The following is an 18,671-nucleotide window of genomic DNA, read 5'->3' as shown; positions in this document are numbered from 1 at the left end:
CCAAGTGAAGGGGCTTCGGACCGCCCGCGTTGACATAGGCAGACTGTAAAAGCGCCCGCCGCGCGGATAAACGGCCAACTTCATCCATCACTATTTGTAGAATCCAAACAATCCCCAACACCCTGCGGAGCAGCCATGGACCGATTTGACGCAATGACCGCGTTTGCGCGCGTGGTGGAGACCGGCAGCTTCACCAAGGCGGCCGAAACCCTGCACATGAGCAAAACCAGCGTCACGCAGCTTGTGCAGCAGCTGGAAGCGCGGCTGCGCGTGCGCCTCTTGAACCGCACCACGCGCAAGGTCAACGTCACGGCCGACGGCGCGGCGTACTACGAGCGGGTGATCAAGCTGCTGGCCGACATGGACGACGCCGAGACCAGCCTGTCCAGCGCCGCCGAAGCGCCGCGTGGCCGCCTGCGCGTGGACGTGCCCAGCCCGCTGGCGCGCATGGTGCTGGTGCCGGCATTGCCGGCCTTTCACGCGCGCTATCCCGACATCCAGCTCGACATGGGCGTCAGCGACCGCATCGTCGACCTGATCGGCGAAAACGTCGACTGCGTGGTGCGCGGCGGGGAGCTGACCGATCAATCCCTGATGGCCCGCCGTGTCGGTGACCTACGATTGGGCGTCTATGCCGCGCCCTCTTATCTGAAACTGGCCGGCAAGCCTGCACACCCACGCGAGCTTGAGGACACGCACCATCGCATCGTCGGCTTTCTGTGGCAACGCACGGGCCGCGCGCTGCCCTACGCCATGCGCCGCGGCAACGAAGTCGTCAACGTGCACGGCCGTTACGTGCTGGCCGTGGACGACGGCAATGCCTACCTGGCGGCCGGTCTGGCCGGCATGGGCGTGATGTGGCTGCCGGATTACATGTCCGCGCCGCATCTTGCGCAGGGCGAATTGGTTCCGGTGTTCGAGGACTGGCGGATGGACCCGATGCCGATGTACGTGGCGTTCCCGCCCAACCGCCACGTCAGCGCCAAACTGCGCGCCTTTATCGACTGGATCATCGAACTGGTGGGCGCGTATTCGCCTGCGGCGGGGAAATAGCCAGTAAAGTTCCGGCGGTTCTATCCTCGGACATTCCTCCGGTTCAGCACGGCGGGCGTTGCGGAAAGCTGCGCTCGAAGATTCCCTCGGCAATGCGGTTCTTCAAGATTTCGATGGATCCCCCCGCTATCATCCAGCCCCGGCATCGGCGTACGCAGTATTCCACCAGCGACTCGCGGCTGTAGCCCAGCCCGCCCAACACCTGCAAGGCATCGTTCGCCACGTCGAACCCCACCTGGTTGCAGTAGGCCTTGGCGATGGCCGTCTCAGTGGCGGACGGAAAGCCGGTGTCCGCGCCGGTTGCGGCGCGATACAGCAGGAGCTGGGCCGCATCCAGCTTGATCCGCATGTCCGCGAACTTCCACTGCAAACCCTGGAATTCGCAGAGAAGCCGGCCGAACTGCTTGCGCTGCATGGCCCAGTTGCGCGCCTCTTCGTACGCATAACGGCCCAGCGCAAGCGACCGCGCGGTGTTGCCGATACGCTCGACATTGAAGCCGGCAATTTGCTTTTTGAACCCACCTTCCCCAAGGACCACCATGTCGTCCGGCACAAAGACGTTGTGAAAGAAGATCTCGACCCACTCCTCCCCAGACATGAACGCGGACCGCTTGCCCAGCTTCACCCCCTCGTCGCGCGTGCCGACCAGGACAGAGCCGATTCCGCCCGTGCCCGGGCCGAAGCGCACGTAAGCCAGGATGACGCTGGCATGCGGGCCGTGCGTCGTGAAGATCTTCGTGCCATTGATGCGCCATCCGCCGTCAGCGCGCGTCGCGCTGGTCTTCAATTCCGTCACGGCGGAGCCTGCGTCCGGTTCGGTCATGCCGACGGAGATAAGCCCTTCTCCCGCCAGCAGACCCGTCAGGTACTTCTGCTTTTGCAAGGGACTGCCGTATTCGGCGAGGACGCGGATCGCGCCAAAGTTGCCCGCCTGCACCACGTCCGCGCTGCGCGGACACACCGAGGCCACGGTCTCGATGGCAATGACCGCATCCATCAGCGACCCGCCGATACCGCCGTCTTCCTGCGCGACCGTGATCCCCAGGAGGCCTTGCCCAGCCATCAACCGGGCGATTTCCCACGGGTAGTCGTCGGAATGCGCGCGCTCCACGGCGCCGGCCCGCAATTCGCGCTCAGCAAAGCGGCGCACGGCCGACTGGAAGTCCTGTTGTTCGGGAGTAAGTTTGAAGTCCATCTTATGGTTCCTAAGACAAATGTTGGAAAGCGAACGTCCGGTCAGCCAAGGCGGACCAGGCCATCCACGGCGACCACGCCATCGGCGCGGACGAACAACGGATTGATCTCGGCTTCCTCAACGCGCACGTCGGCGCACTGCGCCAGTCGCGAAAATGCGGCAACTGCGCAGGCCAGCGCCTCGCAATCGCCTTCGGGCAGGCCGCGAAAGCCGCGGATGAGGCGCGTCTGACGCACCTCCAAGATCATGCGGCGGGCCTCGTCGACGTCCACGGGCGCCAGCCGCAGCGCAAAATCTGGCGCCAGTTCGGCTGCAATGCCGCCAGCGCCCAGCAGCACGGTCGGCCCCACCAGCGGATCGTTTCGATAGCCCAGGATCAGCTCGATCAGGCGCTCCTCCATGGGCTGCACGAGGATGCCGTCTACCTCGGCGTGCGGCGCGTGCCGCCGGACCGCGTCCAACATCTCGTGCACGGCGGCTTCCAGGCCCGGCGCGTCACGGATGTTGATGCGGACCGCACCCAGCTCGGTCTTGTGTGCGAGGTCTCGGGAGCAAACCTTGGCGGCAAGCGGGTATGGGATACCATGATCCAGCCGTCCCGGCGCCAGCAACTGTCCTTGCGCAACTGGTACCCCCAGCCCGCGGAACAGCGATCCTGCTTCAAATTCGCTAAGCATGCCGCTGCGCGGCAGTTCGTCCGGCCACGGCAGCGGTTCGCGCCCACAAGGCGGACGGCCTTCCGGGCTGAAGAACTCGGCCAGCGCGTCAGCGCAGGATTCCGGCGTGCGAAACGCCGCGATTCCGGCCGCTTGCAGCAGCGCCAGCGACGCCGGCGCCTCGGGCGCCAGAAATACCGCGAGCGGCTTGCCGGCGGGCTTGACGGCCTGAAGCAAGGGCTGTACCGCCAGCCCTGCATGGAACTGCGCCGACGACCCGACGACGCTCAGCACTGCGTCGCACCAGTCCGCGTGCAGCAGCTCCTCGAGCAACATCTTGTACTGGTCGCTGCTCGCCGCCAAAGTCAAGTCGATGACCGGTGTCTCGCGGATCTTCAAACCGCCTTGCGCGATCTTGCACACGAAATCCGCCGGTGGCGCCACGGCAGCCAGCCCCCGCAGACCCAGGTTATCAACCACCGTAGCCGCGCCGCCTCCGGTTGTCGTGATGACCGCCACCCGCGCCATCGGCTCTCCGGGCCGCCCGCTCCCCCCGCCCCGTGCATAGCGCGCCGCCAGCGGCGCGATCTCAAACAGGGTTTCCAGGTGTTGAACGCGCAGCGCGCCGTGCGCCTTAAGGAACGCGTCTACCGCCACGTCGTTGCCCGCCATGGCGCCGGTGTGGGATTGCGCCAGGGCATCGCCCTGTTCTGACCGTCCCAGCTTGTAGGCCACGACCGGTTTGCGCGCGGCCTGCGCCCGGAGCAGCGCGCGGGCCAGCGTCGGCGCGGCGCGCAGTGTTTCCAGGAAGAGCAGGATAACTTCGGTCTGCGGATCGTCCACCAGCGCGTCCACCACCTCACCCACGGTAATGTCGCTTTCATTGCCCACCGATACCGACTTGGCGAAGCCGAAGCCGCGAGCGGCGGCACGCGACAGCAGCGATCCCATCATCGAGCCGCTTTGGGACACCAGGCTGATCCCGCCGGGCAGCAATGTGTCGGCCTCGAAGGCCGCGTTCACGGAAAGGATGCCGCCGCTGTGCAGGTCCGCCAGGCCAATACTGTTGGGACCGAGCAGTCGAAGCCCCAATTCTCGGGCCTGCCGCACCAGTTCGGTCTGACGCGCCCTGCCTTCGGGCCCGGCCTCACCAAAACCGTCGGAGTAGATCGTGACCACCCGCGCGCCCGCCCGCGCGCACTCGGGCAGCAAGGCGGCCACGCCGTCGCCGGGGATCATGATGAAGACATGATCCACTGGACTGGGCAGCGCGCTGAGCGACGGATAAGCAGGTTCACCCAGGATTTCGGCGCGGCCCGCGTTGATGGGATAGACGGCGCCGGTGTAGCCGTGCTTGCGCATGAACCGCAGCGGGCGCGCCGTGTTCTTGCGTGTGTCGCCCGAGGCGCCCACCAGGGCGACCGAACGGGGAGACAGCAATGCGTCCGCAAAGGAAGAAGAAGGCATGGAGTTGGCTGTTGTCATATGGGAAAGGTGAGCGTTCAGGGCTGAGGCATGTCCGCCGCCAGGCGCAGCGCACGCACCGGCATGGCGTCCAGGCGCCAGACGGCGTCGCGAAGCGTCTGCATGCGCGCGTTGCCCAGCACCGGGCCGGCCAGTTCCGCGAACTTGTCGTTCAGTTCTGCGTCCGACAGTGGCGCTTCGGGATCTCCCTTGCGATACGGGGCGTGGTGTTCCAGCACCTCGCCGCCATGCGTCGTGGCGGTCAGGCGCGCGGCGCGCATCTTTGGAAAGCCCGCCGTCAGGTCGGGCGCGGAGCGCAGGTCCACGCGCTGCATCAGCGCGCGCACGCGCGCATCGCGCAGGCGTTCCTCGCCAAATGCGTCCAGGCGCACCGACCCGTGCATCAGCGCGTGGGCCACGACATACGGCAGGCTGAACTTCGCCTCGAACGCGGTCGCGGGCTGGAAGTTGCCGGTCACGTCCAGCGCGGTCTGGTATGCCTCAACGCACACGGTGGCGATGTCGTCCGGCCGCAGTCCGCGTTCGCGCAGCACCAGCGCCGCGTCGATTGCGGCAAAGGTGTGCCCGCAGCAGCCGTGGTTCTTCTGCGTGATCGACAGGATGTTGTAGCGTTCGCCCAGTCCGGAGACTGCCACGGACCAGTCCGGATCGCTTGCCAATGCGGCGCCAAATCCAACCTCGCCCTCGAGGATGTCAGACACGCCCGTGATGCCATGCGCGGCGCCCTGGCCGGCACGCACGCCGACTTCGGCTGCATGGCCCGCGTGCAACGCCTTGCTCATGGCGTCGGAGCGGAAGGCCTGCTGCAGGCCGCTGGCCAGCGTGCCGGCAGTGGCAAGCGCGTGCAGCATGACGTGTGCATCCCCGGGCGCGCACAGGGCTGCGGCGGCGGCCGCACCGCCGAAACAGCCGACCGTGCCTGTCGTATGGAAATAGCGGTAATGCGTCGGCTGCACCGCCGCGCCGATCCGGGTCGATATCTCGTAGCCTACGACGATCGCCTGCAGTAGTGCCAGGCCGCTGGCGTCGTGCTCTTCGGCCAATGCCAAGGCCGCGGCAATGGTCGGGCAGCCCGGGTGATAGACCGCATCACGAAAGATGTCATCGAACTCGACCGCATGCGACACGCTGCCATTGATCCAGGCCGCCGTGGCGGCAAATGCGGTGGTCGCGCAACCTGGCAGGCTGGACGCGCCCGACCCCAGTTCCGCACCGTGCGCGCCAAGGAGTTGCTGGCATGGCGCGGTACGCGTGCCGGGATACAGCGCCGACAGCCAGTCCAGGAATGCCCGCTTGGCGAAATGGATGACTTCATCGGGCAGCCGGGCTACGGCGTCTGTCGCGCCATAAGCGGCAATGTTGTGTAGCAGCATGGGGTCTCCGCGGTTATTGCGGCGCAACAGCCGCGCCGTTCGCTTCTGCCGATCACTCTAGGCGGGCCCCGCGCTCGAGTGTTGATAAAAAGGAACACGAGCTTTCTTGATTGGGAGGGGCCGGAATTCGTGAAAGTTGCTTTGCCAATTTTTCATACCGCCGCGCCGGCGCCGTCCGTAAGCTGCAGGGCAAGACGAGAAAAACAACGCATGACCAAGGAGGAAGTAATGAGCGAGACCAAGACCCCGCTGGGCTTCATCGGCCTGGGCGTGATGGGAGAGCCCATGTGCGTCAATCTGGTCCGTAAATCCGGGCATCCGGTTTACGTGACCGATATCAGCGCCGATCCGGTGGCGCGCATCGGCGCACTGGGAGCACATGCCTGCGCGTCGGTGGTGGAAGTGGCGCAAAGCGCCGAAATCGTCTTCCTGTCGTTGCCCAGCATCGTGCAGGTGGAACAGGTGTGCACCGGACCGGGTGGCCTTGTCGAGGCGGCAGGCCGCGTGCGCATCGTGGTGGACATGAGCACCAGCGACGTCACGCGGACCCGCCGCTTGGCCGAAGTGCTGCGCGGCCACGGCATCCTGCTGATCGACGCGCCGGTGGCGCGCATGCGCGAGGCCGCCCGGCTTGGCACGCTGATGATCACCGTTGGCGCCACGCGGGAAGACTACGACGCTGTCCTGCCTTACCTGTCCTGCATGGGCAGCGACGTGCTCCTGTGCGGCGGCATCGGCAATGGCCAGGTCGTCAAGATCATGAACAACATGGTGGTCTTCATGACGGTGCATGCGCTAGCCGAGGCCATCACCATCGGCCGCAGCGCGGGCGTGGACGGCACTCTGCTGCTTGACGCGCTCAGCAAGGGCTCGGCCGATAGCTTCGTGCTGCGTAACCCAGGCCAGAAGGCATTGGCGCCGCAAGCCTTTCCGGAAAAGACGTTTCCCACTGAATACGCCATCAAGGACATTCTGCTGGCGCTCGAGTTGGCGAATCAAGGCGACGTGGACGCCCGCGCCGCCAAACTGACGCACGACCTTCTGGAGCGCACACGCGCCGCCGGCTTCGTCAAGGAGTATTACCCGGTGATGGTCAAGCTGATTGAGCGCGGCTACGCGTAACCCGCCCGCGGCGCTCCGCGCCGCCTCCTGATACTCGAGGTTTTCATGACACCCCTGCTACGCAGATGGGCCCTGCCCCTGCTCGCCGCCGCGATCGGCTTCAATGCCACCGCCGCGGACTATCCGACCAAGCCCATCACGCTTGTGATTGGCTTTACCGCCGGCGGCCCAACCGATGCCGTTGGCCGCTACCTGGCCCGCCACCTGGAGGCCGAACTGGGCCAACCCGTCGTCGTGGAGAACCGCGCAGGCGCCAACGGCGTCGTGGCCGTCCAGGCGGTCAAGCGCGCGCCGGCCGACGGCTACACCCTGATGCTGGGCAGCAGCGGCACACTGTCTATCGAACCCGTCTACAAGCAGAAGGTGGACTACCAGGTCCTAAAGGACTTTCAGCCTGTCGCGTTGGTCGCCAGCTATCCGTACCTGCTGGTGGTGCCGGCAAACTCGCCGTTTGACAGCGTGCAGGCATTGATCGCCGGGGCGCGCGCCAAGCCCGGGGCGCTGACCTTTGCGTCTGCCGGCAGCGGCGCGGTGAACCACCTTGCGGGCGAATGGTTCAAGAGCGCCACCGATGTCGACATAACGCACGTTCCTTACAAGGGCGATTCGGCCGCCATTGCCGATCTCGTCGCGGGGCGCGTGGACATGGCCTTCCTGAGCGCCATCGCCGCCATGCCGCAGGTTCAGGCCGGCAAACTGCGCGCGTTGGGAATCGCCGCGTCGCAGCCGTCAGCGGTGGCGCCAGGCGTGCCCACGGTGGCTCAGGCCGCGAGTATCCCCGGCTTCACGGCCGAACCCTGGAACGGCGTCCTGGCGCCGGCTGGCGTCCCACCCGCAGTCACACAACGCCTGAACGCCGCAATCAACAAGGTGATGAGCGCCAGCGACGCGCGCGACGCGCTGCTCAAGCTGGGCCAGTTCCCGATGACCGGCACCTCGGAAGATTTCGCCCGGCACATCGGCTCGCAAACCGAACGTTGGGCGCAGGTCATGCAGACCAGCCACATTGCAAAGGCGGACTAGATGGAATACCCCGAACTGACTCTGCTCATCGGCGGACGCGCCGTCGCCGCCGGCCAACGCTCGGGCCTGGAAGTGATCGACCCCGCCACGCAGGCAGTGCTTGGCCAGTTGCCGATGGCCTCGGCGGAAGATGTCGACGAGGCCTTGGAAGCCGCACGCCGCAGCTTTCCCAGCTGGCGCGACACGGCGCCGATGGAGCGCGCCGCGATACTGCGCCGCGCCGCCACCTTCATGCGCGAGCGTACGCCCCGGCTGGCGTGGCTGATCACTCGCGAACTGGGCAAGCCCCTGGCGGAATCCGAAAAGGAAGTGGCGACCGCCGCCGAGATGTTCGAATGGGGAGCGGAGGAAGCCCGACGCACCTACGGCCGGCTGATTCCGGGCCGCACGGGGGGCATCCGGCAGATGGCTATCCCTGAACCCATCGGCCCCGTTGCGGCGTTCTCGGGTTGGAACGCGCCGGCCATCACCCCATCGCGCAAGATCGCCGGCGCGCTGGCGGCGGGATGCTCCATCGTCATCAAACCGTCCGAAGAGACGCCGGCGATCGCCCTGGAGATCGGCCGAGCGCTCAGCGATGCCGGCTTGCCTGCGGGCGTACTCAACATGGTGTTCGGTGACCCGGGCGAAATCTCCCGGCAACTGATCGAATCGCCGATCACGCGCATGGTGACCTTCACCGGCTCGACCGCCATCGGTCGGCAACTGGCGACGATGGCTGCCGCCAGCCTGAAGCGCGCAACGCTGGAGCTGGGCGGCCACGCCCCCGTGCTGGTGTTCGGCGATGCCGATCCCCTGCACGCAGCCGACACCATCCTGGCCGCCAAGCTGCGCAACTCTGGCCAGATCTGCACGTCGCCCACCCGCATGATGGTGCATGAGAGCGTGTACGAACGCTTCGTCGAGCGGCTGGCCGAACGTGCACGTGGCTGGCGCGTGGGCAACGGGCTGGAAGCCGGCGTGCAGATGGGACCGCTCGCCAATCCCCGGCGGCTCGCCGCGATGGAGACGATGGTGGCCGATGCCCTCGATCATGGGGCGCGGCTGGCGGCCGGGGGCCAACGGCTGGACCTACCCGGCTGGTTCTGGGAACCGACCGTGCTGAGCGATGTCACCACCGAATGCTTGGCCGCGAACACGGAGCCATTCGGCCCCATGGCGCTGGTGCAGCCGTTCACCGGCATGGACGAGGCGCTGGAACAGGCCAACCGCCTGCCCTTCGGATTGGCGTCCTACGTCTTCACCCGCGATGCCGCCACCGCGCGCATCGCCTCCGAACGCATCGAAAGTGGCGTCGTCTGCATCAACCACTGCCAAGCCTCGTTGCCCGAAACGCCTTTCGGGGGCTTCAAGGACAGCGGCCTGGGCAAGGAAGGTGGCGTGGAAGGCCTGCAGGAGTTCATGCAGGTCAAGTACGTGAGTCAGGTGTAGTCCGCCTGCGCTTACGCGAGCGGCGTGGCGATAGACCGCGCCGCCATCCCAACCAAAGGAGAAAACCATGCACAAGAACATCACCGCCGCAATCGCCGTTGCAGCCCTGGCCGGCGCGGCGCACGCCCAGCCGTCCGATGGCATTTCGGACGGCATTGTGCGCATCGGCGTGCTGACCGACATGTCGGGCGCTTATTCCGGCAACGTCGGACCGGGCTCGGTGCTCGCCACGCGTCTGGCCATCGAGGAGTTCGGCGGCAAGGTGCTGGGAAAGCCCGTTGAAATGCTGTCGGCCGATCATCTGAACAAGACCGACGTCGCCGCCAGCCGAGCGCGGGAATGGATGGACCGCGAGAAGGTCGATGTCGTGACGGAGCTGGGCAATAGCGCCGTCGCGCTGGCGGTGATGAATATTGCGCGCGAGAAAGGCCGCATGACGATGGTGACTGGCGCCGGCGCCACCCGCATCACGGGCGAGGACTGCTCACCCAACAACGTCCAATGGGTCTACGACACCTACGCGCTCGCCAAGGTTGGCACGCTGCCACTGGTCGAGGCCGGCGCGAAGAAGTGGTTCTTCGTGACCGCCGACTATGCCTTCGGCCACTCGTTGGAAAGCGATGGCATGCGGTTCGTGAAGGAAGGCGGCGGCACGGTTGCGGGATCGGCGCGCTACCCGTTCCCCGGCAACGACTTCGCGTCGTTCCTGCTTTCGGCGCAATCCAGCAAGGCCGACGCCGTGGCATTCGCCAGCGCCGGTGCCGACCTGCAGAACGAGATCAAGCAGGCGCGCGAGTTCGGCCTGGCCGGCAAGCAGAAGCTGGTAGCCATGTTGATGAGCATTACCGACGTACATGGCGTGGGTCTGGACGCCGGCCAGGGCATGACCTTCGCGGAAACCTTCTACTGGGACATGGACGACGAGACCCGCGCATTCGCCCAGCGCTTCCACAAAGCGTCCGGCAAGATGCCCACGGCGCTGCAGGCGGGCCAATATTCCGCGGTGCTCAATTACCTGCGCGCTGTCGAGAAGTCCGGCTCGGACAACGTCGACATCGTTATGAAGACGCTGCGCGCGATGCCCATCCATGACGCCTTCGCACGCAACGCACACCTGCGCGAAGACGGCAAGCTGATCCACGACACGTACGTGGTGGAGGTCAAGTCCCCCAAGGACTCCAAAGCGCCATGGGATTACTACAAGATCGTGCGCACGGTGCCGGGCGACCAAGCGTTCATGCCCTTGTCCGAAAGCCAATGCAAGCTGGTCAAGCAATGACCGAGACGCGGCTTGAAATGGCAGGCCTACCGGTCTACGAGGTCTACGCAATCCGTTACGCCAGCGTGACGCGGCGCGCGGTCGACAATTTCCTTTCGCGCGCGGACGTGCATGACGGACCGATGCCGCTGGACTTCTATTGCTGGTTGCTGCGTGGCCCGGCGAGCAACGTGCTTGTCGATACGGGCTTCAGCAACTGCTCGGCGCGGGCCCGCAAGCGCGCTTTCACGCTGCATCCCGAGGCGGCGCTGGCGCGTCTGGGGCTGACGCCCGCGGACATCAACGACCTCGTCCTCACCCACCTGCATTACGACCACGCGGGCGACGTCGAGGGCTACCCAAACGCCCGGGTGCATCTGCAAGACGCCGAAATGCAATACGCCACCGGCCGATACATGTGCTTTGAATCGATGCGGCATTTCTTCTCGGTGGACGACGTGCAGGCCGTCGTGCGGCAGGTGTATGCGGGCCGTGTGCAGTTTCACGATGGCGATGCGCGGCTGGCGCCCGGGCTGGAGGTCTATCGCGTCGGCGGCCACACACAAGGCCTGCAGGTCGTGCGCGTGCATACGGCACGTGGCTGGGTGGTGCTGGCCTCGGACGCCCTGCACTATTACCGCAATTTTCGGGACAACAACCCATTTCCCGCGATCTTCCATCTTGGCGATATGCTCGAGGGCTACGCACGCATCCGGACTCTGGCGGATTCCGAGGCGCACATCGTGCCCGGCCACGACCCGGCCGTCGCCGAGCGCTACCCGCGCGCCGACGACGGAGACGGCATTTTCCGCCTGGACGTTCCGCCTTTGTGACAAGGACCTTGCAATGCAAGAAGACGACTTCATCCTCCACAAACTGGCCGACGCCGTAAACCGGCAGGAACGGCTGGTGTGGCGCGGCCGCCATCTGGACACGGTGTTCCTGCTGGAATGCGGCGAGGCTGCCTATCTCATCACCGTGCAGGCGGGCCGCATCACCGGCGTGTGCCGCGGCCCCTTTGTCATGCCGCGCTGGCAGTTCGCCCTGCGCGCCGCTGCCGCCGATTGGGCGCAGTTCTGGAGCCCCAAGCCGCCGCCCGGCTTTCACGACCTGATGGCGCTCGTGAAATTCCGCCGCCTGCGCGTCGAGGGGGATCTTTATCCCTTGATGTCCCACCTGCTGTACTTCAAGGACGTGCTGGCCTGCCCGCGCGCCGAAGGAGCCTCCCTGTGACCACCAGCCACGCCGTCTTCGAGCCGATCGTCGGCCGCTATCTTCAACTGCCGTTGGGCGGGCGCCAGCACCGCGTCTATGTCGAGGAGGCCGGCAGCGGCACACCCCTGCTATGCCTGCATACGGCAGGCGCGGACTCGCGCCAATACCGCGCGGTGATGAACGACCAGGCCATTCTGGAATCATTTCGGGTCATCGCCTTTGACCTGCCGTGGCATGGCAAGTCGTCGCCACCGGAAGGCTGGCAGGAGGAGACCTACCGCTTGACATCTCAGGATTACGCGCGCGCCATCATCGCCGTGGCGGACGCGCTTGACCTCGACCGGCCGCTGGTGATGGGCTGCTCGATCGGCGGGCGCATCGTATTGCATCTTGCACTGGAGCATGCAGACCGCTTTGGTGGCGCCATCGGGCTGCAATCCGGCGCGCATGTCGACCCCTACTATGACCTTGAATGGCTGAACCGGCCCGACGTGCACGGCGGCGAAGTCTGCGCGGGCATCGTGTCCGGACTGGTCGGTCCGGCCAGTCCCGACAGGCATCGGTGGGAAACCCTGTGGCATTACATGCAGGGAGGGCCCGGCGTGTTCAAGGGAGACCTGCATTTCTACACTGCGGACGGCGACATCCGCGATCGCGTCGCCGGCATCGACACGCAGCGCTGCCCCTTGTGGCTGCTGACGGGCGAATACGACTATTCCTGCACGCCGCAGGACACCGAATTCCTGGCAGGCCGCATTGCGGGATCGCAATGGCAGATCATGGAGGGCATGGGGCACTTTCCCATGAGCGAGGATCCGGACCGCTTCCTCAGTTACTTGCGGCCGGTGCTGGCGCAAGCGGCGCAGGCGCGGCGCGGCAGGTAAGCCGTTGACACTTGACGGTCCCGCGCCGGAATGCGCGCGTGGCCGTCATTTTGCGTTGCCTGTGGCGACAGGCAGTGCACTGCATTGCGTCGGCAAGACGCCAGGCGACCGTTTATTCCGCCTGTGTCAACGCCTTCAGCAGTTCGTCCACGGGTCTCGCCAGCTGACTTGTGTCGCGAACGCACACATAGAACTGGCGCTCCGCCCAGTCATCGCGCAACCGCAGCAGGACGAGGCCCATGGAGGCCAGATAGTGCCGCGCGATACCTTCCGGCACCACACCGATGCCCAGTCCCTCGCGGATCATGCGGCAGCGCGTCTCAAAGTTCGACACCTGCAGCTTCACGTTGGGCGGCCGCGATAGCGTCTGCCCGGCATACGCCAGGAACTGGTCGAGCGAATGGCGCGGGAAGTAACCGAGCAAGTCGTAGTCGAGCGCCTCTTCCAGATACAGTTCGGCGCGGTCCGCGAGCGCGTGCCCCACTGGCACCACCAGCCCCACGCGATCGCGCCGGAACGGAAACGAGGCCACGCCGGGCACCGGATGATCGGCGTGATAAATGCCAATGTCCACCGAAGCCTCAGACACCATGCGCGGAATGTCGTAGCTGTGGCCTTCCAGCAAATCTACGCTGACATCGCTGCGCCCCGCCAGGAACCGGCCCATCACGCCGGGCAGGAACTGCAGGATGGTCGAGGGATTTGACGCCAGCCGGATCTTGGCCTGGCCATTAAGCGAATAGCCGTTGATGGCCTGCTCGGTCAGTTGCACGCTGCGAAGAATGGCCTTCGCCCGCTGATACAACAAGGCGCCCGCCGACGTAGGCTCGACGCCGCGTCCATGGCGGTGCAGGAGCGTGCGTCCCAGGTGGCGCTCCAGTTCGGCCACGCGCTTGCTGGCGGCGGACGTCACCAGGTTTTCCCGTTCGGCCGCTTTGGACAGGCTCTTCTCCTCGACGGCCGCGACGAAGATTTCCAACGCTGGGATGTCTAGCTTTTTCATGGGGGCAATATACAGTGGCGTACAGGATTCGGGCCCCTACCCCTTTGCAAGCTCCCCCGCCAGTTCCAGCGCCCGCGCCAGGAACACCGACGCATCATCCTTGCGATAACTGACGATCACGGGCGACACAAACGCGTCGGCTTCGATCCGCACATGCGCCACGTCCTGGCGTTGCAGGCGCTGCACGGACGCGGGCACGACCGTGACGCCCAGCCCCGCCGCAACCAGCCCGATGGCGGTCTGCAGCTCGTTGGCCTCTTGCGCGACCTGCAGCGAATGGCCGGCGGCGCGAAAGAGTCCCAGCACGTGATCCGCGTAGTTGGGCCGCGGCCGCGCCGGATACAGGACGAAGGGCTCGCGCGCCAGCCGGTCGACCGAGACGCTGCCCTGGCCCGCCAGCGGGTGATGCAGCGGCACGGCGGCCATCAAGGGTTCGGTCATCAGCACGCGGCGTTCGATCGCCGGGTCGTCCAGCAGGATGCGGCCGATACCCAGGTCGATGCGGCCTGCCTTCAGCGCTTCGAGCTGCGGCAGCGTGTTCATTTCCATCAGGCCCACTTCGACCCGCTCGTCCGCGCTGCGCAGCAACCGGATCAGTTCCGGTACGAAGCCGTACAGCGTGGACGGCACGAAGCCGATGCCGAACCAGCGGCGCTCCGTTTGACCCAGCCGGCGCGTGCCTTCCAGCACTTCATCCAGCCGCGCGGTCAACAGGCGCGATTGCTCGAGCAGAAAGCGGCCAGCCTCGGTCAGGCGTAGGGCGCGCGTGGTGCGTTCGAACAGGAGCACGCCCAATTCTTCCTCCAGTTGCTTGATCTGGCGGCTGAGCGGCGGCTGCGCGATGTGCAGCCGCGCGGCCGCCTGCGTGAAACTGCCGGCCTCGGCCACGGCCTGGAAATAGCGCAAGTGCCTGAGTTCCATGACGATTAAGACCCTGAAGGTATCAATTGAAACCCATATAGTCTTGGACGCCTTAGAAAAAGGCAAGCGATACTGCCTCCATCGTTCAAGCGCGGCCGGCCAGAGTATGAATCGGTTCCGCATCGCCGCCCATAAATCAAGAACACGGAGACTTTCATGCGCCTGCGCCCCGCCTTCAAACCCTTCGCCCGCGCCTTGCTTGCCGCGTCGCTACTGGCTGGCGCGGCGGCGCACGCCGATGTCTATCCCGACCACCCGGTGAAGTGGATCGTGCCCTTCCCGCCGGGCGGCGCCATGGACAGCATCGCGCGCACGCTGGGCGAATCCATGGGCAAGCAGCTGAATACGTCGTTCATAGTGGAAAACCGCGCGGGCGCGGGCGGCAATATCGGCGCGGCGGCCGTGGCGCGCGCCAAGCCGGACGGCTACACCATCCTGATCGTGGCGAACGGCATGGCCGTGAATCCCGCGCTGTACCAAGACCTGAATTACGACCCCATCAAGGACTTCGCGCCGATCTCGCTGCTGGCCGTGGTGCCGAACGTGCTGGTCACCAATCCTGAACGCACCGGCGCGACGAGCGTGCAGGACGTGATCGCCAAGGCAAAGGCGCAGCCCAAGCACTACACGTACGCCTCCGCCGGGGTCGGCACGTCGATCCATCTGGCCGGTGAAATGTTCGTATCGATGACGGGCGTGGACATGCTGCACGTGCCGTACAAGGGCAGCGGCCCGGCCGTCGCGGACCTGTTGGGCGGGCAGGTGGACTACATGTTCGACAGCATCACGTCCGCCAAACCGCACATCGCCACCGGCAAGCTGCGTGCGTTGGGCGTCACCACCACCAAGCGCTCGGCCGCCCTGCCCGACGTGCCGACCCTGCAGGAAGCGGGCGTGCCAGGCTATGAGCTGATGCCCTGGTTCGCCGCCTTCGCGCCTGCGGGCACGCCACCGGATGTGGTGGCCAAGCTGAACGATGCCATGCGCGCCGCGTTGGCAGATCCCAAGGTGAAAGCGACGCTCGATTCGATCGGGGCCGAGTCCATCGGCAGCACGCCAGACGCACTGCGCGACCACCTGGCCAAGGAAACGGCGCAATGGAAGGACCTGGTCAAGGAACGCGGCATCAAGATCAACTGATCGGCCGCGCTGCGCTCGCCCGGGGTATCGTGGGTCCATCCATCTCCCAGCGAAGGAAGTCATCATGGCCCTGAAACACGCGGATCCCGGACAGGTCATCGATCTGAAGCCCTATGGCGCGGCGCTTGCGCAGAAGCAGTCGGTGGCGCTTTTCAAGTCCGAGGATCTGGAGGTCATGCGGCTGGTGCTGCTGGCGGGCAAGACAATGCCCTCGCATGACGTCGAGGGCGAAATCACCCTTCAATGCCTGGAGGGCAGCGTGGAGGTCTCGACCGGCGGCGCCACGCATGTCCTGGACGCCGGCCGCCTGATGTACCTGCCCGGCCGAGCGCCGCATTCGCTTTTTGCGCTGGAGAACGCGTCGGTACTGGTGACTGTTGCTTTGAAGCGTACGTAGCGTCATCCGCCGGGGCAGCTTATGGGGCGGCTTCGAGGGCCCCTTTCGAGGCGCCTCCCGATGCGCCTTCTGTTAACCCCGCGCGCTCGCCAGGCCAGCCTATTTGCGATCACGCCCTTCGACAGCTTTGCGCAGCACACCGATGAAGGCCTCGTTGAACGCGGGAATATCATCGGGCTTGCGGCTGGACACCAATACGCCGTCGACGACGGCCTCTTCATCCACCCACTCAACCCCCGCATTGCGCAGGTCGTCCTGCAGCGATGGCCAACTGGTCATCTTGCGACCCTTGACCACGCCGGCGGAAATCAGCAGCCAGGCGCCGTGGCAAATGACGGCGACCGGCTTGCCCGCGTCAAAGCAAGCGCGCACCAGCTCCTGCGCCTTGGGCTGCATGCGGATTTCATCGGCATTGACCACGCCGCCGGGCAACAGCAAGGCGTCAAAGACCTCCGGCTCGGAGGCGGCCTGCAGAAAGGTCAGATCCACCGGAAACCGGTCGCCCGGCTTGTCGTGATGAAAGCCCTGGATCGGATCGGTGCGGGCGGACACGAGCACCGTACGCGCGCCCTCCTCGTGCAGACGGTGACGCGGGCCAGTGAGTTCGACCTGCTCGAATCCATCGACGGCCAGAATGGCGATGTTGACGTCTTGAAGTGTTGCCATGTGTGCTCCTGTTGCGTGGCCTCCCGACGATGCGATGCGTCGCGCGGGAGGCCTGGGGGATGATTTGTCAGGGCCGCGCCGCAGCGACCGGCTTGGGCGGCTGCGCCGGCTGCGCCGGGGTAACTCGCCATATCGTGTTCGACAGATCGTCGGCCACGATAAGCGCGCCCTTCGGATCTACCGTCACGCCAACCGGACGGCCGCGCGTCGTGCCGTCGCTGTCGCGAAAGCCTGCGACGAAGTCCACAGGTGGGCCAGAGGGCCGGCCGTCCGTGAACGGCACGAAGACCACCTTGTACCCAACGGGGTCCTTGCGGTTCCAGCTTCCGTGCTCGCCGACGAAGACGCCGTTGGCAAAACGATCCCCCATCGAAGCGTCTGAGAAATCGACGCCAAGCGCCGCGACGTGCGAGCCCAAGGCGTAATCCGGCGCGATGGCCGACGCGACCTTTGCGGGATCCTGCGGCCGGACGCGATCATCCACGTTCTTGCCCCAATAGCTATAAGGCCAGCCGTAGAAGGCGCCTTCCTTGACCGTGGTCAGATAGTCGGGCACCAGGTCCGGACCGATTTCGTCGCGCTCGTTGACCACGGCCCACAGTTGCCCGGTGTCGGGCTGGATCGTGAGCGCGGTCGGGTTGCGCAGACCGGTCGCATACGTCTTGTATTCACCCGTGCTGGCATTCACGCGCCAGATCCGCGCGCGATCGGCTTCAGCCGTCATACCGCGTTCGGTGATGTTGCTGTTCGAGCCGATGCCCACGTACAGATACTGCCCATCGGCGCTGGCGGTCAGCGCCTTCGTCCAGTGATGGTTGATCTCCGACGGCAGCGGCGTGACGACTTCGGGCGGCCCGCTAGCCTTGGTCTGCCCAGGCTGATAGTCGAACCGCACCAATGCGTCCTGATTGGCGACATACAGTTGGTTCCCGACCAGCGCCAGCCCGTAAGGCGCGTTGAGATTCTCGGCAAAGACAGAGGCCTCGTAGGTGCCATCGCCTTCCGGGTCGCGCAGCAGCGTCAGGCGGTTGCCGCCCTTGACCGGGCTGGTGCCGCGGGCCTTGATGACGGCCGCGATCACGTCTTTGGGCTTGAGGTCGGGCGCGCTGCCGCCGCGCCCCTCGGCCACCAGGATGTCGCCATTGGGCAGCACGAGCGTCTGCCGGGGAATCTTCAGATCCGTGGCGATGGCCGAAATCTTGTAGCCCTCGGGCACGGTCGGCACCTTATCGCCCCACGGGGCAGGCTTGGCAATGACCATATCGGGCAGCAGGCCGCGTTCGGGCTTGGGCAGATCAGGCGAAGGTCCATATTGGCCTCCCGCCTGCGCGCTGCACACCCCTGCCATCACCAGCAACGGAATTCCGGCAATCAGTCGTAGGTGATTCATAGCGGCCCCCTGATGTGCGGGGTGCGGAAGCCCAGCCAGAGCGCCACAAGTGCCAGCACGGTGCCGACTGCAGACAGAATCAGTGCGGTGGGCATGCTTGCCCAAGCGTCGCGGGCGTGCATAAACGCATTGAACAGGCCTACCAGCCAGGCCGCCAGCAGCACGACGGCATAAGGAACGATTCCGCGCGCGCGCTGCGTAGCCCTGAACAGGTCCACGATGGCAAACAGCAGCGCAATCGCGCCAAACAGCAGTCCGCCGACCAGCAGCCAGGACGCGAAATTGTTCCATTGGATGTGAAAAGTCTGCGCATAGGCAGCATCCGCGAGTGCCGTGCCGAGAAACAAGGGAAACATCCCGGCCAGGAATACCGCCGGCATGGGGCGCACGGTAAGGGCGTACCGATTTTCGATGAGTTGGGTCACTGGATCGCCTCGTGAGTTGCGGGCCCGAGCAGAT

At 65.7% G+C, this 18,671-nt stretch carries 18 protein-coding genes; 10 read left to right on the top strand and 8 right to left on the bottom strand.

Annotation, left to right across the window (positions count from 1 at the left end):
• The first annotated feature begins 135 nt into the window (after positions 1–135).
• Complete coding sequence (locus tag AC6CIE_RS04920) at positions 136–1,053, top strand: LysR family transcriptional regulator (protein ID WP_191577415.1); 918 nt, start codon at positions 136–138, stop codon at positions 1,051–1,053.
• A 43-nt stretch (positions 1,054–1,096) separates the two neighbouring features.
• Here AC6CIE_RS04920 and AC6CIE_RS04915 read toward each other — a convergent pair whose 3' ends face one another.
• The 3 genes from AC6CIE_RS04915 to AC6CIE_RS04905 are packed head-to-tail and all read right to left on the bottom strand — an operon-like array spanning position 1,097 to position 5,762.
• On the bottom strand, positions 1,097–2,248 hold the full coding sequence (locus AC6CIE_RS04915) for an acyl-CoA dehydrogenase family protein (RefSeq protein ID WP_498091423.1): 1,152 nt from the start codon (positions 2,246–2,248) through the stop codon (positions 1,097–1,099).
• 41 nt (positions 2,249–2,289) lie between these two features.
• On the bottom strand, positions 2,290–4,371 hold the full coding sequence (locus tag AC6CIE_RS04910; protein ID WP_498091421.1) for an acetate--CoA ligase family protein: 2,082 nt from the start codon (positions 4,369–4,371) through the stop codon (positions 2,290–2,292).
• A gap of 35 nt (positions 4,372–4,406) precedes the next feature.
• Entirely contained in the window at positions 4,407–5,762 is a 1,356-nt protein-coding gene (locus AC6CIE_RS04905) for an MmgE/PrpD family protein (RefSeq protein ID WP_498091419.1), read from the bottom strand.
• A gap of 228 nt (positions 5,763–5,990) precedes the next feature.
• On the opposite strand from AC6CIE_RS04905, the gene AC6CIE_RS04900 reads away from it, so the two are divergent.
• From AC6CIE_RS04900 to AC6CIE_RS04870, 7 genes are all read left to right on the top strand, one after another.
• Complete coding sequence (locus AC6CIE_RS04900; RefSeq protein WP_218344055.1) at positions 5,991–6,884, top strand: NAD(P)-dependent oxidoreductase; 894 nt, start codon at positions 5,991–5,993, stop codon at positions 6,882–6,884.
• 45 nt (positions 6,885–6,929) lie between these two features.
• Positions 6,930–7,907 (top strand): Bug family tripartite tricarboxylate transporter substrate binding protein, encoded by a 978-nt coding sequence (locus AC6CIE_RS04895; RefSeq protein ID WP_498091418.1) that lies wholly within the window; start codon positions 6,930–6,932, stop codon positions 7,905–7,907.
• Entirely contained in the window at positions 7,908–9,338 is a 1,431-nt protein-coding gene (locus AC6CIE_RS04890) for an NAD-dependent succinate-semialdehyde dehydrogenase (protein WP_218344057.1), read from the top strand.
• Positions 9,339–9,405: 67 nt separating this feature from the next.
• Positions 9,406–10,617 (top strand): ABC transporter substrate-binding protein, encoded by a 1,212-nt coding sequence (locus tag AC6CIE_RS04885; RefSeq protein WP_218344058.1) that lies wholly within the window; start codon positions 9,406–9,408, stop codon positions 10,615–10,617.
• Positions 10,596–11,429, top strand: a complete 834-nt coding sequence (locus tag AC6CIE_RS04880) for an N-acyl homoserine lactonase family protein (RefSeq protein WP_239212744.1) — start codon at positions 10,596–10,598, stop codon at positions 11,427–11,429. The genes AC6CIE_RS04885 and AC6CIE_RS04880 overlap by 22 nt, the downstream gene beginning before the upstream one ends.
• A gap of 13 nt (positions 11,430–11,442) precedes the next feature.
• Positions 11,443–11,829 carry a hypothetical protein gene (locus tag AC6CIE_RS04875; RefSeq protein WP_218344059.1) on the top strand — a complete coding sequence of 129 codons (387 nt, stop codon included), beginning with the start codon at positions 11,443–11,445 and terminating at the stop codon, positions 11,827–11,829.
• Positions 11,826–12,695 carry an alpha/beta fold hydrolase gene (locus tag AC6CIE_RS04870; RefSeq protein WP_218344060.1) on the top strand — a complete coding sequence of 290 codons (870 nt, stop codon included), beginning with the start codon at positions 11,826–11,828 and terminating at the stop codon, positions 12,693–12,695. Before AC6CIE_RS04875 ends, AC6CIE_RS04870 begins: the two co-directional genes overlap by 4 nt.
• 112 nt (positions 12,696–12,807) lie before the next feature.
• On the opposite strand, the gene AC6CIE_RS04865 is transcribed toward AC6CIE_RS04870, so the two are convergent.
• Both AC6CIE_RS04865 and AC6CIE_RS04860 read right to left on the bottom strand, forming a co-directional pair.
• A complete protein-coding gene (locus AC6CIE_RS04865; RefSeq protein ID WP_191577425.1) occupies positions 12,808–13,698 on the bottom strand; it encodes a LysR family transcriptional regulator in 891 nt (296 codons plus the stop codon).
• A gap of 36 nt (positions 13,699–13,734) precedes the next feature.
• Positions 13,735–14,619 (bottom strand): LysR family transcriptional regulator, encoded by an 885-nt coding sequence (locus tag AC6CIE_RS04860; protein WP_175121346.1) that lies wholly within the window; start codon positions 14,617–14,619, stop codon positions 13,735–13,737.
• 156 nt (positions 14,620–14,775) lie between these two features.
• Here AC6CIE_RS04860 and AC6CIE_RS04855 point away from each other — a divergent pair, with 156 nt between their 5' ends.
• Complete coding sequence (locus AC6CIE_RS04855; RefSeq protein WP_498091416.1) at positions 14,776–15,759, top strand: tripartite tricarboxylate transporter substrate binding protein; 984 nt, start codon at positions 14,776–14,778, stop codon at positions 15,757–15,759.
• Positions 15,760–15,823: 64 nt separating this feature from the next.
• Positions 15,824–16,156 carry a cupin domain-containing protein gene (locus AC6CIE_RS04850; RefSeq protein ID WP_239212738.1) on the top strand — a complete coding sequence of 111 codons (333 nt, stop codon included), beginning with the start codon at positions 15,824–15,826 and terminating at the stop codon, positions 16,154–16,156.
• A gap of 99 nt (positions 16,157–16,255) precedes the next feature.
• Here the strand turns inward: AC6CIE_RS04850 and AC6CIE_RS04845 are convergent, their stop codons facing one another.
• From AC6CIE_RS04845 to AC6CIE_RS04835, 3 genes are all read right to left on the bottom strand, one after another.
• Entirely contained in the window at positions 16,256–16,822 is a 567-nt protein-coding gene (locus tag AC6CIE_RS04845; protein ID WP_175121343.1) for a type 1 glutamine amidotransferase domain-containing protein, read from the bottom strand.
• A 67-nt stretch (positions 16,823–16,889) separates the two neighbouring features.
• Positions 16,890–18,212, bottom strand: coding sequence for a PQQ-dependent sugar dehydrogenase (locus tag AC6CIE_RS04840; RefSeq protein ID WP_239212736.1), 1,323 nt, complete (start codon positions 18,210–18,212; stop codon positions 16,890–16,892).
• Complete coding sequence (locus AC6CIE_RS04835; RefSeq protein WP_498091414.1) at positions 18,209–18,637, bottom strand: DUF2231 domain-containing protein; 429 nt, start codon at positions 18,635–18,637, stop codon at positions 18,209–18,211. Before AC6CIE_RS04835 ends, AC6CIE_RS04840 begins: the two co-directional genes overlap by 4 nt.
• Positions 18,638–18,671 lie beyond the last annotated feature (34 nt).

It is taken from the genome of Achromobacter sp. GQ309 (genome assembly GCF_059759315.1).
The sequence above is the reverse complement of the archived record's forward strand: the minus strand, read 5'-3'. Positions and strand labels throughout refer to the sequence as shown.

Coding starts and splice junctions, on each gene's coding strand:
- AC6CIE_RS04905 (WP_498091419.1), bottom strand. CDS start 5,762: ATGCTGCTACACAACATTGCCGCTTATGGCGCGACAGACGCCGTAGCC.
- AC6CIE_RS04885 (WP_218344058.1), top strand. CDS start 9,406: ATGCACAAGAACATCACCGCCGCAATCGCCGTTGCAGCCCTGGCCGGC.
- AC6CIE_RS04915 (WP_498091423.1), bottom strand. CDS start 2,248: ATGGACTTCAAACTTACTCCCGAACAACAGGACTTCCAGTCGGCCGTG.
- AC6CIE_RS04840 (WP_239212736.1), bottom strand. CDS start 18,212: ATGAATCACCTACGACTGATTGCCGGAATTCCGTTGCTGGTGATGGCA.
- AC6CIE_RS04895 (WP_498091418.1), top strand. CDS start 6,930: ATGACACCCCTGCTACGCAGATGGGCCCTGCCCCTGCTCGCCGCCGCG.
- AC6CIE_RS04890 (WP_218344057.1), top strand. CDS start 7,908: ATGGAATACCCCGAACTGACTCTGCTCATCGGCGGACGCGCCGTCGCC.
- AC6CIE_RS04910 (WP_498091421.1), bottom strand. CDS start 4,371: ATGCCTTCTTCTTCCTTTGCGGACGCATTGCTGTCTCCCCGTTCGGTC.
- AC6CIE_RS04855 (WP_498091416.1), top strand. CDS start 14,776: ATGCGCCTGCGCCCCGCCTTCAAACCCTTCGCCCGCGCCTTGCTTGCC.
- AC6CIE_RS04845 (WP_175121343.1), bottom strand. CDS start 16,822: ATGGCAACACTTCAAGACGTCAACATCGCCATTCTGGCCGTCGATGGA.
- AC6CIE_RS04900 (WP_218344055.1), top strand. CDS start 5,991: ATGAGCGAGACCAAGACCCCGCTGGGCTTCATCGGCCTGGGCGTGATG.
- AC6CIE_RS04850 (WP_239212738.1), top strand. CDS start 15,824: ATGGCCCTGAAACACGCGGATCCCGGACAGGTCATCGATCTGAAGCCC.
- AC6CIE_RS04880 (WP_239212744.1), top strand. CDS start 10,596: ATGCAAGCTGGTCAAGCAATGACCGAGACGCGGCTTGAAATGGCAGGC.
- AC6CIE_RS04875 (WP_218344059.1), top strand. CDS start 11,443: ATGCAAGAAGACGACTTCATCCTCCACAAACTGGCCGACGCCGTAAAC.
- AC6CIE_RS04860 (WP_175121346.1), bottom strand. CDS start 14,619: ATGGAACTCAGGCACTTGCGCTATTTCCAGGCCGTGGCCGAGGCCGGC.
- AC6CIE_RS04920 (WP_191577415.1), top strand. CDS start 136: ATGGACCGATTTGACGCAATGACCGCGTTTGCGCGCGTGGTGGAGACC.
- AC6CIE_RS04865 (WP_191577425.1), bottom strand. CDS start 13,698: ATGAAAAAGCTAGACATCCCAGCGTTGGAAATCTTCGTCGCGGCCGTC.